Genomic DNA, 13,170 nt, shown 5'->3' with positions numbered 1-13,170 from the left:
TCTGTGCAAAATGGGGATGAAGACGGACTAGCAGCCACGCCACTGTGGCGAACGTTTTTCCAGAAAGGCGCGGATGCCCTCCTGCCGGTCTTGGCTGGCCGACAGCGTGACAAAATGGGCACGCTCCTGTGCCAACCCGGCGGACAGGCCGGTTTCCTGGGCCGCCAGCAGCGCCGCCTTGGCCAGGCGCAAGGCCAGCGGGGCTTGCCGCGCAATACGCGCAGCCAGTGCTTGCGCCTTGGGCAGGCAATCGGCATCCGGCCATACCTCGGCCACCAGCCCGGCCTGCCTGGCTTCTTCGGCCCCGATAAAGTCGCCACTGAGCACCATTTTCATCGCCAGCGACTTGCCTACCGCACGCAGCAGGTGCTGGGTGCCACCGGCCCCCGGCATGATGCCCAGCTTGATTTCCGGCTGGCCGAAACAGGCTGATTCCCCGGCAATGATGATGTCGGCGTGCATGGCCAGTTCGCAGCCGCCGCCCAAGGCGTAGCCACACACGGCAGCCAGCAGCGGCTTGGGAAAGCGGGCAATGGCGGCAAACAGCGCCGGGCGTTCATCGCACAGCATGGCGGGCAGCTTCTTGTCCGCCATCTCGGCCAGATCGGCCCCGGCGGCAAACACCTTGTCACCACCGCTCAACACCACCACCGCCACGGCCTCGTCCTGTTCGGCCCGCGCCAGCACCGCCACCAAGGTCTGCAGCAAGGCCGTGGACAGCGCATTACGCAGCGCAGGACGGTGCAGGGTGAGAGTCAACACCCCCTCCACCGGACCGGCACACTGCAATAAATCGGGAATATCGGCATATGGCATGCTTGTTTCTCCAGCAGAAGCGATTGATCAATGCGCGGGGGTGGTCACAGAAGTGGCAGCCGGGGTAGTTTGCTCACTGGACGCCGAAGCATCCGACGCTGGAATGCGTTTGAGCAGCCACAGGGTGCTGAACAGCGACACCAGTGCATAACAGCCAGAAATGGCCGCCACCCAGCTAATGCCGCCAGTGACATTGAGCAGCCATTGCGCCAACACCGGAGTGCCACCGCCAATCAGCAGGGAACACAGCTGGTAGGAAAAGGACATGCCGGTGTAACGCAACTGCACCGGAAAAGCCTGGGCCAGCAGACCGCCAATGGCACCGTAAAACATGGAATGCGGAATGGTAGCCAAGCACATGGCCGTGATGGCCAGCCAGTAGCTGCCGGTGGAGATGGCCCAGAACATCAGCGGCATCAGCAGGAATTCCGGCAGCAAGATCCACAAAATGGCCTTGACCTTGTCGATGCGCGATACCAGCACCGCACCAAACGGCTGCACCACAAACTGCACCACCAAGGCCCACAGGATGATCTGCAAAAAGGTTTCCCGGCCATAACCCAGCTCGCTGGTGGCCCAGGACAGGGCGAAGGTGGTTTTCAGATAAGTCACGTGGATGACGGTAGGCACCAGCATGGTCATCCATACCAGCATGCCGTGCTGACGCAGCACACTCAGCAGCGGTAGCCGCTCTACCTTTTTCTCCGCCATCACCTGCTGCATGGCCTTGGATTCGGTCAACTGCAGGCGGATAAACAGCCCCACCAGCACCAGCAGCGCCGACAGCAGGAAGGGAATGCGCCAGCCCCACTGTACAAACTCCGGCATGGGCATGCGGCTGAGCAGGAAGAACACCAGCGTGGCCAGCAGATTACCCGCCGGTGAGCCTTGCTGGGCAAAGGCGGCATACAGGATGCCCTTGTTCTTGGGCGCGTTTTCGCTGGCAATCAGCACTGCCCCACCCCACTCACCGCCGACGGCAATGCCCTGCACGATGCGCAGCAACACCAGGCCGATGGGTGCCAGCACGCCAATGCTCTGGTAGGACGGCAACAGGCCGATGCCCAGGGTGGACAGGCCCATCAGCATCAGGGTAATCACCAGCGTGGTCTTGCGACCGATACGGTCGCCAAAGTGGCCGAAAATGACACCGCCCAGCGGCCTGGCGATAAAACCGGCCCACAGCGTGACAAAGGACAGCAGCGTGGCCACGCCCGGGTCCAGCGTGGCCGGAAAGAACACCTTGCCGAACACCAGCGCGGCGGCAAGACCATAGATATAAAAGTCGTACCACTCGATGGTGGTGCCGACAAAGGCAGCAATGGCGGCACGCATTGGTTTTTTCTTGTCGTCCGCCTGGGTCTGCACGTGTTGCATGGATAGTGTCTCCAGAAAAAGGGCGTGTCTCCCGGCACGGCAGGCAGGCTGTTAGCGGGAGACACCGGGCAGGAATGGCTCAGTCGTGGCTGATCACCACCCCGGCATCCAGCAGGGCTTGTTGCTGTGCGTCCGCATAGCCCAGTTCGCGCAGCACGGCGCGACTGTGCTGGCCCAAGGCCGGAGGCGGCGTGTCATAACGGGCCGGGGTGCGTGACAGCTTGATCGGCGAGGCGGTGCCACGGTACTCCCCCATGTCCACCAGCAACTGGCGGTAGGCGGTATGCGGATGGGCCACCACCTCCTCCACCCCATGTACCGGCGCGCAGGGCACGCCGTCATGCAACAGGCGTGGGGCCAGCTCTTCCGCCCGGTGCTGGCTGAGTGCCGTTTCCAGCGCCCGCTTGAGCTCCGGACGGTGGGCGCAGCGGCTGCGGTTGTCGATGAAGCGCGGGTCGGCAGGCAAGTTGGCGATCTGCAGCATCTGGCACAGCCGGGCAAATTGCCGGTCATTGCCCACCGCCAGGTACAAGGGCACGCTGGCAGTGCGGTAGCTGTCGTAGGGCGCGATATTGGGATGGGCATTGCCACTGCGCGCCGTGGCCTTGCCGGAGCCAAAATAATTGGGCAGATGCGGATGCAGCAGCGACACACCGCAATCGTATAGCGCAATATCCAGCGACTGCCCCAGCCCGCTGCGCTCCCGCTCATACAGCGCCAGCAAGATGCCGGACAAGGCATTCAGCCCGGTCACCATGTCCACCACCGGCAGTCCCACCCGCAATGGCGGCCCGTCCTGCTCGCCGTTGACGCTCATCAGCCCGGTCATCGCCTGGATGGCAGCATCGTAGCCGGGCAAGCCCCCCAACGGCCCTTGCGCGCCAAAACCGGTGACGGCGCAATGAATCAGCCGCGGAAAGCGCGGTGCCAGATCGCGGGCATAATCCATGCCCCAGCGCGCAAGCGTGCCGGGCTTGAAGTTTTCCAACAGCACATCGGCCTGTTCCAGCAATTGCCACACAATGGCGCGACCGGCCTCCTGCGCCAGATCTACACAGATGGCCCGCTTGTTGCGGTTGACCCCCTCGAAATACCAGGCGGTATCGCCCAGGAAGGGCGGCCCCCAGCCACGGGTTTCATCCCCGGAGGGCGGCTCCAGCTTGATGACATCCGCGCCATGGTCGGCCAGCGCCTGGCTGCAATACGGCCCGCCCAAGACCCGGCTCAGGTCCAGCACCCGCACCCCGTGCAAGGCTGCGCTTGCCGGCTTCATGGCTGTGCTCCTGCAGGCAGGCAGGCCATGGCTTCATCCAGGCTGCACGGCTGGACTTCCAGCAGTTTTGCCGCCAGCGCTGGTGCCAGTGCGTCGGCATCCAGCTGCATCGGGTCACGTGGCAACACGCGGTGGCGCAATACCAGATGGGCAATGGCCAGCCGCCGGTAATCCGGGGCCAGACGGGCGCTTTCCCAGGCCATGAACAGGGCGGTCAGCACATGATAGAACTGGCTGCCCACCTGACGGATGGACTGCTCCTCGCCGCGCTCGGCCACCTGCAGCAGATTGTCAGCCGCCTGACGTAATACGCGGCGGAACAACTGATCACTGGCGGCGGGCAGGCCAGCCTCGTCCAGCAGGGCCAGCGCATGGGCCAGCAAGGGCGGCAGCGCCCCGGCGCGCTTGACCGCGCGCAGGATGTCCAGCGCCACAATATTGCTGGTGCCTTCCCAGATGGAGCCCAGGTGGGCATCGCGCACAATGCGGGCATCGCTCCATTCCTCGATGTAACCCAGCCCGCCACGCACTTCCATGGCATCCCCGGTCACCCGGCGCGCATCGCGGCAGGTGCGGAACTTGATCAGCGGCGTCAGCAGCCGTACCGCGCCTTGCGCCGTGGCATCACCGGCATCGGCCCGACCCAGCATTTGCGCGGTATGCATGAACATGGAACGGCCTTGTTCGGTGGGCAGCAACATCTTCAGCAACTGGCGCTGCATCAGCGGCATGTCGATCAGCCGCTTGCCAAAGGCATGGCGATGGCTGGCCACATACAGGGCTTCGGACAAGGCACGGCGCATTAGCCCGGCAGACCTCACCCCGTTGGACAGCCGCGACATATTGATCATGTCGGCCATTTGCTGGAAGCCACGGCCAATCTGGCCAATCAGATAGGCCGTGGCACCTTCCAGCACAATCTCGCCGCTGGCCATGGAGCGGGTACCCATTTTCGGTTTCAGCCGCACGATGCGGTAGGCATTGCGCGTGCCATCAGGCAAATGCTTGGGCAGCAGGAACAGGCCCAAGCCGTGTATCCCCTCGGGAGCCCCTTCCGGGCGTGCCAGCACCATGGCCAGCTCGGCATCCGGATTGGAGCAGAACCATTTGTCGCCATATAGCTGCCACTGTTTACTGCCGTCAGCCGCCTGGCTGCACACCGCACGGGTGGCCACCTGGCCGACATCCGAACCGGCCTGCTGCTCGGTAATGAACATGGCACCCTGATACAGCTGGTCAAAATCCCGCGTGCTGAGGAAAGGCAAATAGCGCGCCACCAGGTCTGGCTCGCCAAACTTGCACAAGGTGCGGGTGAGTGAATCCGTCATGCTGACCGGGCAGCACAGGCCAAATTCCGCCTGCACAAATAGATATGTCAGTGCATATTTCAGCAATGGTGGGTTATTTTTTCCATCATGGCTGAGCGAGGCCAAACCCAATTCTGAATAAGCTACCTCTTCCAGCTTGATATAGGCCGGGTGCTTTTCAATATGATCCACGGGCTCGGCACGACGATTCCGTGGATACAACACCGGGGGATTCCGATCAGCCAGCAATGCCAGCTCATCCAATTCCGCCGTTACCCTGCCACCCAAATCAAACAACTGCTTTTTGATGCCTGAATAATAATCGGCACCAAGATGCAAGGACAGCAAGGCACCTAGATCTTTATCCGATGCAAAGAAATTACAATTTCTGCTATCGGGAATATTATTTCCACCATTACCATCCTGATGCATTGCCATTTGTTTTCTCCTCAAGAATCATCACCCGGATCAAGCAATAGCACTGCTTGATTGATGAAGGAAAACAGGCTATTGGCATGGCAATGCACCGTCCAATACATTTAAATTCTCGAACGATAAATCATCGTTATCGTCATCCACGAAAGAAGGCAATGGAACTCAGACAATTGCGCAATTTCCTTGCAGTTGCTGAAGAACTGCATTTTGGCCGGGCAGCAAAACGGCTGCACATTTCACAGCCGGCCTTGAGTTTTGACATTCGGAAACTGGAAGAACGGATAGGGGTGCAATTATTCTTGCGCAACAGCAAGGAAGTGCGGCTGACCCAATGCGGTGATGCTTTGCTGATCAAATGCAGAAGCCTGCTGGAAAGTGCGGATGAATTGCAGCAGATGCTACGCAGCTATGCACAGGGGAAAAAAGGCTTTATTCGCCTGGGATTCATCAACTCGATGTTGCATCTGGGCTTGCCGCAGGCGGTACAACGCTTTGCCGCACAATATCCTGGGGTGGACATTGCGCTCAAGGAAATGGGTACCCATGAACAGATTCAAGCCATTGAACAACGGCAGATTGATCTGGGCTGCGCCAATGGTGCCCATTTACCCGCATCCATCCAGGCTCAGACCATGCTGGAAGAAGACTTTGTCTGCTGCCTGCCGCTTGAGCACCCCTTGCATGCACAACAATGCATCGCGCTGCCCTCACTGCAACAGCAACCTTTCATCCTGTTTGCGCCGGAAGTCTCTCCACACTTTCACCACCAGATTCTGGCCCAATGCGCCGCGGCGGGGTTTCATCCGCGCATCCTGCATCAGGCACGTACCTGGAAGTCCATCATCACCATGGTGGGGCTAGGATTGGGTGTGGCTCTGCTACCGGCAGGCTTGCAGCACATTGATACCGACCGGGTCTGTTATCGGCCCGTGCCAGACTCCAGGCTGAAAACGCAGATCATGCTGTTATGTCGTCAGGAAGAGCAGGAAAGCTGCGTACAGCTGCTTGGGAAAGAACTGTTGTGCAGCATCCGCCCTGCCACACGCTGATCCTGACCGGCAACTGGTGCAGTCACCTGACGCCGCCGGCATAGCGCCGTACACACGGTTTGCAGTTGGTCGCCACAGCCACTAAAGTAGCCGTTTTGCCGTAAATGGATAGACGGATATGTCCAAGGAAAAAGCGCCGGTTACCCAGGCCATTCGCGTGTTGCGCGAACACAAGGTGGAATACAGCGAGCATCTGTACAAATACGAGGACAAGGGCGGCACCACCGTGTCGGCACGCGAACTGGGCGTGGACGAGCACTGCGTGGTGAAGACCCTGATCATGGAAGACGAGCAGAAGCACCCGCTGATTGTGCTGATGCATGGTGACCGCGAAGTGGGCACCGGCATGCTGGCCAAGCAGATCGGCGCAAAGAAGATCAACCCCTGCGACCCGAAAACCGCCGACAAGCACAGTGGCTACCAGGTGGGCGGCACCAGCCCGTTTGGCACCCGCCACCCGATGCCGGTGTATATGGAAAGCAGCATTGCCGAGCTGCCACGCATTTATATCAATGGCGGCAAGCGCGGTTTTCTGATCGGCATCGACCCGCAGGAAGTCATCCGCGTGTTGCAGCCGGTACTGGTACAGGCGGCGGCCTGATGCCAGACGCAAAACAGGGCGGTCACGCCGCCCTGTTTTGGCTGCAAACAAAGTTATTTGGCGCGGTTGCATTGGACCCGGCAAAGCCGGGCCTTCCGACAAACTGCTTTATTCCGCAGCCTTCCATCTATTCCCAATCCCCCCGCCCTTGCCCTGCAAGGGAGCCTCGCTTTTCTTTCAGGAAGCGAGAGGGGTTTGTCAATAATCAACAAGCCGCTCACAGCGGCCTGTTGATTATTCGGGTGAATATTCGGGATTAGCGGTTTACCACCACCAGAACATAAAGCCCCAAGCGGCATCCACCAGCGCCATGCCTGCCAGCAGGCAAGCCAGCGCCGGCAAGGTACGCCAGCCGGCCTGCCATTGCCGCACGATGCCCGCCGCCAGCCACAACGACCAGACATTGGCCAGCAGCAGCAGGCCCAAGCGCAAATCATTGGCCCAGCCGGTGGCAATGCCCTCGGCCTTGAGCAGGGTCACCGTCAGTGCCGACAGCCCCAGAAATACGCCGATGCCGGCCAGCGGAATCAGGCTTTGTGCCAGATGATGCAGGCGCTGGCTGCGCCACGCGCCGGCCAGGCGCACCGCACAGGACAGCGCCAGCAGCAGACCGCTGCCGATCACCAGCGCCGTACCCAGCATGTAGGCGATGATGGCCATGCCATCCAGCCAGGAAAACACGTCGTTGTGATCCGGGTAATGGGTAAGCAGCCACCACGGCGCATTGGTATCCAGCGGCCACATGATGTCGTGGTCCACCAGCCATTCGGCGGCCGCCTGCTTCAGGTCGACAAACCAGGGGCTGGCCGTCCAGTGGAAACCGCCCATGGCAATACCCAGCAGACCATAGACAATCAGCAGCGTCTGCCACACCGTGGCTTCCTTGGCCGCCACCTTCACCACCTCTTCCGCCGGCGAACGCAGGCTGAGGCTGATGGCATCACGGTGACCACTGCAGCGGCCGCACATATGGCAGCCACTGCCGCCCTGCATATGGCGTAGTGGCTGCAAGGGTGCGCAGTCCACTGCCTGAATGCGGATGACGCCGGACTGGCGGGCGGACTCCTGCCAGCGCTGTTCATCCACCTTGTAATGCATGGGAGCCAGCTTGGACAACAGCGAGAACACGCCGTTGACCGGGCACAGATGGCGGCACCAGGCGCGCTTGCCGCGGGTATATACCAGGCCGATGGCAATGGCGGCCACGGTGGAGCCGCCCAGCACCAGCAGCGCCGCCTTGGGGTATTGGTAAACACTCACCAGCTGGCCGTACAGGGTGGTGAGGGCAAAAGCGACAAAGGGCCAGCCATCCCAGCGCATCCAGCGCGGAATCGGTCGGCCCAGTCCTTTCTTGGCTGCCCATTCGCTCAGCGCGCCTTCCGGGCAGAGCACCCCGCACCACAGCCGGCCGAACAGCACCATGGACAGCAGCACGAAGGGCCACCAGATGCCCCAGAACACGAACTGGGCAAAGATGGTGAGGTTGTTGACGATGCGGGCGCTGTCACCCGGCAATGGCAGCCAGGCCGGAATCAACAGCAGCGCCGCATACACCAGCACCACCAGCCATTGCAGCAGGCGCAGGGTGCCGGCATGGTCGCGCAGCCAGTTGCCTACCACGGCCAGGCGGCCATTGCCGGCTGGCGCATGGCCACCGCAACCGCCAGCCAGCGGGCGCACCAGCTCGGGCCGGCGACGGTGATCAGCAAGCGGTTTCATACGGCCTGACGGCGCTTGCGCCAGAAAAACAGGCCAAACACGCCAGCCCAGAACGACAGATAGGCCAGCAGGCTCATCAGTGCCGGGTGGGCACGGTAGCCGGTGAGCGAAGCCACTACCCCACCGGCGGGTGTAGCGTCATCCAGCAAAGCTGAGCTGTCCCACAAGGGGTCGATCAGCGCGGGCAGGATTTCCATGGAAATCAGCTTTTCCACCGCAGCCAGGAACAAGGACGCACCCAGCAGCAGCAGCATGATTTCGGTCACGCGGAAGAACAAGCGCCAGGACAGCACCTTGCCACCCAGTTGCAATATATAGAAGGTAAGGAAAGCCAGCCCCAGGCCCATCAGCGCCGCGCCGCTCATATTGAGCAGGGTCTGGCCGTCGGCACTGCCCAGCATGCCGTACAGAAACACTACCGTCTCGCTGCCTTCGCGCGCCACCGCAATCGCCACCAGCGTGGTAACGCCCCACCAGTTGGCACTGCTGGCATTATCGGCCAGGCCGGATTCCAGCTCTTTTTTCAGGGTGCGGCCATGTTCGCGCATCCACAGCACCATCTGCACGATCAGGCCGGAGGCCATGAACTCCATCACGGTCTGGAACACATCCTGCGAGCCGGCCATCAGGGTACTGGCGGAAAACAGCGCCACCGCCAGCAATACCGCCAGTGCAATACCCAGTGCCACGCCACCCCACAAATAGGGTTTACCGGCACGGCCTTGCGGGTTCTGGTTCATCCAGGCATTAAGAATGCCCACCACCAGCAAGGCTTCCACGCTTTCGCGCCAGACAATGAACAATACCTGACCCATTTTTACCTTCTTCCTGCGCGTGTCACTTACTTGGCAACAATCACGCCCTGTGCGGTTGCCATGTGGAAATCATCGAAAAACTTGTACTCGCCCGCCACCAGCGGCAGGATCACCACCGAGGAAGTCACCCCCGGTGCCAATACCTTTTCCTTGCGCAGCTGGGTGCTTTCAAACTCGGCCGGCGTCTTGCCGGTATTGCTCACTTCCAGGCGGAACTTGGTATTTACCGGCACCTGCAGGCGGGCCGGCTTAAGTACGCCGTCCTTCATTTCCAGCTTGTAGGTGGGCATGTCGTCAGCCAGCGCCGACATCGACAGCAGTGCTGCCGCCAGAAACATCGCAACTTTCATCTGCAACCCCTGAATGGAAAACAGCGCTGGCTCAAATCGGGCAGCGCTGTTTCTCATGATACTCCAACGGGAATGGTTTGCGTTTAGATTCGCATTACACTTTGCCGTCGGGCGCTGCGACTTAGTAGCCGCCCTTCTTGCCAATGCCGGCGTAGGTGAACTCGTAGTTCACTTCGAAGGACTTGTACCACGGGCCAACGCCGGTTTCCTTATCCACATGGCGGCCAAAGTGGGCGTGCGGGTTTTCCGACGGCGGCAGAATGGTCAGCTTCAGCTTGTACTTGCCCGGGCCTTGCAGCTTCACGTTATCGCCGTAGTGCGGGCCATCGTTGGCCACCATCGGCATCATGTCGCCCTTGATGCTGCCCTTGCCACCCACCTTGGTCAGTTCGTACTTGACCATCAGGTAGGGCATCCAGGCACCTTCTTCAAAACCATTGGGGTTGTTCTTCAGCGCATGGATGTCGGCTTCCAGATGCACGTCGGACTCTTCCGCCTTGCGCATCATGCCTTCCGGCTCCATCTTGGTCGGCTGCAGGTAAACCGCGCCAATTTCCATGCCATTCTTGATGGCCGGCTTGCCAATCGGATATTCCTTGGCCGCCGCAACGGCGCTCAGGGTCAAGGCGGCGGAAGCCAGCAAAACGGTGCTGATGGTGGAGCGCATGAGTTACCCTTTATGCAAAGCAGCGGGCAGCGGGAGTCGCTACGGATAGCTGCAGGAGAATGATAATTTTTCGCATTTTATATGCGAATCATTCTCTTTCGCAATCCACTCACCGGCACTATCTGGGAAAATTATTGATAAATTCCGGAAAAACCCTACTCAGTATGCAGAATTTACAACAGGGTCGCTCCGGAACGAAGGTGACATGAGGCCGGCGGCAGCCTCAGGCAGGCAGACGCGCCAGCCGCCGGCGATAGGCCGTGCGAAAGCAAAAACCCAGCACTAGAAACACTGCCATGCAACAGGCCAGGCTGAGCGTACTGCCCCAGACCAGTGGCGCAATCACCCCGGCCACAATACTGCCCAGCATGGTCTGCAAAAATCCCTGCAAGGACGACACCGTACCGCGCAGGGCGGGAAACTGGTCCATCAGATTGAGAGTAATGGAGGGTGCGGCCAGCGACATGCCGGTGGTGTACAAGGCCAGCGGCAGCACCGCCCACGGCATGGCAGCCTCCGCCACCCCCAGGTTGTAGGCCAGGTTGGCCCCCGCGGCGGCAAACATCAGCACGTAACCCAGCGTGACAATCTCGCGCGCGCTGCGCCGTCCGGCCATCTTGCCCGACAGATAAGCCCCGAACATGATGCCGGACACCGCCGGACCAAACATCCACAGAAACTGGTCAGCACGCAAATGCAGATGCTGCATCAGGAATACCGGTGCCGAGGGGATATACAGGAAGAAACCGGCAAAATTGCAGGACACCGCTGCCGCCAGCAGCTGGAAATCGCGCTTGCCCAGTACTTCCAGATAATTCTGCAGCAGCGAGCGCCAGGCCAAGGGCGTACGCAGATGAGCATGATGAGTTTCATCCAGTGCAAACCAGCTCATCACAAACAGCAGCAAGCCCACCAGCGCCATGAAAACAAAAATGGAATGCCAGCCGAAGGCACCAAACAGCCAGCCGCCCACTACCGGGGCAATCGCTGGCGACAGCGAAAACAACATGGTCACCTGCGACATCAGCCGCTGTGCCTCCGCCCCGTCCAGCTTGTCGCGGATGATGGCCCGGCCCACCACCAGCCCGGCACCGCCGCACAAACCCTGTAGCCCACGGAACAACAGCAGCCAGCCCAGCGACGGTGCCAGCGCACAGCCCAACGAAGCCAGGCTGAACAGCAAAGTGGTGACCAGCACCACCGGTCGGCGACCGATAGCATCAGAAATCGAACCATGCCACAACATCATCACCGCATAGCACAACAGGTATACCGTCAGCGCCTGCTGCATCTGCAAGGGAGAGGCAGACAGCGTATGGCCAATGGCCTGCATGGCCGGCAGAAAGGTATCGATCGAGAAGGGGCCCAGCGTGGACAGGGCCGCCAGCAACAGGGCCAGACCGAAGTGGCTGCGTGCAGAATGCGACATGAGAATCCGATCAAGGGCGGTGGGGGCGGCACATGTTACCGTTCCGTCGCCGCAAAAGCCAAACCCTTGGCGCATGCCGCGGTCTGAGCGAGAATGCGCGCCGCAGAAATGCTGCAGGCCAGCATGGCATTGCAGCTACACAAAGAAAAAGTTTTCTGTCTAAGATGGAAGTCACTGTCCTGCCCGGCTGACTGCTGGCACACCCGTTGTGCCCACCCGGAGGGCAGGCGCGGCAGACCCTCTTCCCGCCCCACCAAAACCACAAGGGAGACCCTCCATGATCCGTCTATACCATAACCCGCGCTGTTCCAAATCGCGCGAAGCACTGGCCTTGCTGCAAGAAGCCGGTGCCGAGGTCGAGGTGATCGAATACCTGAAACATCCGCCCACCGCCGCCGAACTGGACCACATCCTGACCCTGCTGCAACTGGAGCCGCGTGATCTGCTGCGTACCAAGGAAGAGGAATATGAAACCCTCTGCCTGGACGACATCACGCTGGAGCGCGATTCGCTGATCGAAACCATGGTGGACAATCCCATGCTGATCGAGCGCCCGATTGCCGTCAGCGAGGACAAGGCCGTACTGGGCCGCCCGCCAGAGAAGGTACTGGCGCTGCTGCAACACTGAAGTCACAGCCAGCGGTACCGCCATCATCAACCGGTAGCACATGCACCCACATCCCCTACTCAACGCCAGGCCAAGCCTGGCGTTTGCTTTGGCTCCACAGCCACCCTGTCGTGAACACGCGACAATCCGATCATCCAGAAATTACTTTCATGCAAATAATCACTTGAAAAATAGTAACGCACGTTACTAAAATGACGCATGAACAAATCATTCCATCATCTGGAACAGGCAATCGATCGCATCGAAAGCCGCTTCCCCGGCGTACCGCGCCAGGAAGTCATCCTCACCCGGCTGTACTACCACATCCTGCCGCGCCTGACCTGTCATCTGAATGAAGACATGAAGGAGTACGGCTTGAACGAGTCGTTGTGGATGTCGCTGCTGGCCATGTATGCCTGCCCGCAGCAAACCCTGTTTCCGTCAGACATCAGCGACACGCTGGACTCCTCGCGCACCAATGCCACACGGATTGTCGACGAACTGGTACGCAATGGCTGGGCCACGCGCATTCCCTGCGCCGAAGACCGACGCAAGATCCGCCTGGAGCTGACCGATGCCGGACTGGCGCTGGTGGAAAAACTGCTGCCGGTATCCCGTGCCAGTCACCGTGCGCTGTGGCAGGACTTTGATGCCGAGGAAATGCAGCTGATGGAAAAGATGATGCGCAAGCTGCTGGCAAAACTGGGCGGCTAGACCCGGAGCAG

Annotated in this window: 13 protein-coding genes; 4 read left to right on the top strand and 9 right to left on the bottom strand. The window is 60.4% G+C overall.

Annotated features, from left to right (window positions below; all coding sequences use genetic code 11):
• Window positions 1-27: 27 nt before the first annotated feature.
• The 4 genes from QVF59_RS10755 to QVF59_RS10740 form a co-directional block, all read right to left on the bottom strand.
• The gene (locus tag QVF59_RS10755) at window positions 28-816 is read right to left on the bottom strand and encodes an enoyl-CoA hydratase-related protein (RefSeq protein WP_287879685.1); all 789 of its coding nucleotides are present in this window, start codon (window positions 814-816) and stop codon (window positions 28-30) included.
• A 27-nt stretch (window positions 817-843) separates the two neighbouring features.
• Window positions 844-2,193 carry an MFS transporter gene (locus QVF59_RS10750; RefSeq protein ID WP_287879683.1) on the bottom strand — a complete coding sequence of 450 codons (1,350 nt, stop codon included), beginning with the start codon at window positions 2,191-2,193 and terminating at the stop codon, window positions 844-846.
• A gap of 79 nt (window positions 2,194-2,272) precedes the next feature.
• Window positions 2,273-3,466 carry a CaiB/BaiF CoA transferase family protein gene (locus tag QVF59_RS10745; protein ID WP_287879681.1) on the bottom strand — a complete coding sequence of 398 codons (1,194 nt, stop codon included), beginning with the start codon at window positions 3,464-3,466 and terminating at the stop codon, window positions 2,273-2,275.
• The gene (locus tag QVF59_RS10740; protein WP_287879747.1) at window positions 3,463-5,205 is read right to left on the bottom strand and encodes an acyl-CoA dehydrogenase family protein; all 1,743 of its coding nucleotides are present in this window, start codon (window positions 5,203-5,205) and stop codon (window positions 3,463-3,465) included. Before QVF59_RS10740 ends, QVF59_RS10745 begins: the two co-directional genes overlap by 4 nt.
• Window positions 5,206-5,363: 158 nt before the next feature.
• Here QVF59_RS10740 and QVF59_RS10735 point away from each other — a divergent pair, with 158 nt between their 5' ends.
• Complete coding sequence (locus tag QVF59_RS10735; protein ID WP_287879680.1) at window positions 5,364-6,257, top strand: LysR family transcriptional regulator; 894 nt, start codon at window positions 5,364-5,366, stop codon at window positions 6,255-6,257.
• Window positions 6,258-6,375: 118 nt separating this feature from the next.
• Window positions 6,376-6,858: a Cys-tRNA(Pro) deacylase gene (gene ybaK / locus QVF59_RS10730; RefSeq protein WP_287879678.1), complete on the top strand. Its 483-nt coding sequence runs from the start codon at window positions 6,376-6,378 to the stop codon at window positions 6,856-6,858.
• Between the two features lie 264 nt (window positions 6,859-7,122).
• Here the strand turns inward: ybaK and QVF59_RS10725 are convergent, their stop codons facing one another.
• The 5 genes from QVF59_RS10725 to QVF59_RS10705 form a co-directional block, all read right to left on the bottom strand.
• On the bottom strand, window positions 7,123-8,577 hold the full coding sequence (locus QVF59_RS10725) for a 4Fe-4S binding protein (protein WP_287879677.1): 1,455 nt from the start codon (window positions 8,575-8,577) through the stop codon (window positions 7,123-7,125).
• Window positions 8,574-9,392, bottom strand: a complete 819-nt coding sequence (locus tag QVF59_RS10720; protein WP_159874734.1) for an FTR1 family iron permease — start codon at window positions 9,390-9,392, stop codon at window positions 8,574-8,576. The genes QVF59_RS10725 and QVF59_RS10720 overlap by 4 nt, the downstream gene beginning before the upstream one ends.
• A 26-nt stretch (window positions 9,393-9,418) precedes the next feature.
• Window positions 9,419-9,742, bottom strand: coding sequence for a cupredoxin domain-containing protein (locus tag QVF59_RS10715; protein WP_159874733.1), 324 nt, complete (start codon window positions 9,740-9,742; stop codon window positions 9,419-9,421).
• Window positions 9,743-9,863: 121 nt separating this feature from the next.
• Window positions 9,864-10,409: an iron transporter gene (locus tag QVF59_RS10710; RefSeq protein WP_159874732.1), complete on the bottom strand. Its 546-nt coding sequence runs from the start codon at window positions 10,407-10,409 to the stop codon at window positions 9,864-9,866.
• A 223-nt stretch (window positions 10,410-10,632) separates the two neighbouring features.
• Window positions 10,633-11,838, bottom strand: coding sequence for a multidrug effflux MFS transporter (locus QVF59_RS10705; protein ID WP_287879671.1), 1,206 nt, complete (start codon window positions 11,836-11,838; stop codon window positions 10,633-10,635).
• A 277-nt stretch (window positions 11,839-12,115) separates the two neighbouring features.
• On the opposite strand from QVF59_RS10705, the gene arsC reads away from it, so the two are divergent.
• Both arsC and QVF59_RS10695 read left to right on the top strand, forming a co-directional pair.
• Entirely contained in the window at window positions 12,116-12,466 is a 351-nt protein-coding gene (gene arsC / locus QVF59_RS10700) for an arsenate reductase (glutaredoxin) (protein ID WP_159874730.1), read from the top strand.
• A gap of 198 nt (window positions 12,467-12,664) precedes the next feature.
• Entirely contained in the window at window positions 12,665-13,159 is a 495-nt protein-coding gene (locus QVF59_RS10695) for a MarR family transcriptional regulator (protein ID WP_159874729.1), read from the top strand.
• Window positions 13,160-13,170 lie beyond the last annotated feature (11 nt).

Origin of the sequence: Aquitalea sp., assembly GCF_030150775.1 — a bacterium.
Taxonomy (GTDB): Bacteria; Pseudomonadota; Gammaproteobacteria; order Burkholderiales; family Chromobacteriaceae; genus Aquitalea; species Aquitalea denitrificans.
This window is presented reverse-complemented; position numbering and strand designations above follow the sequence as displayed.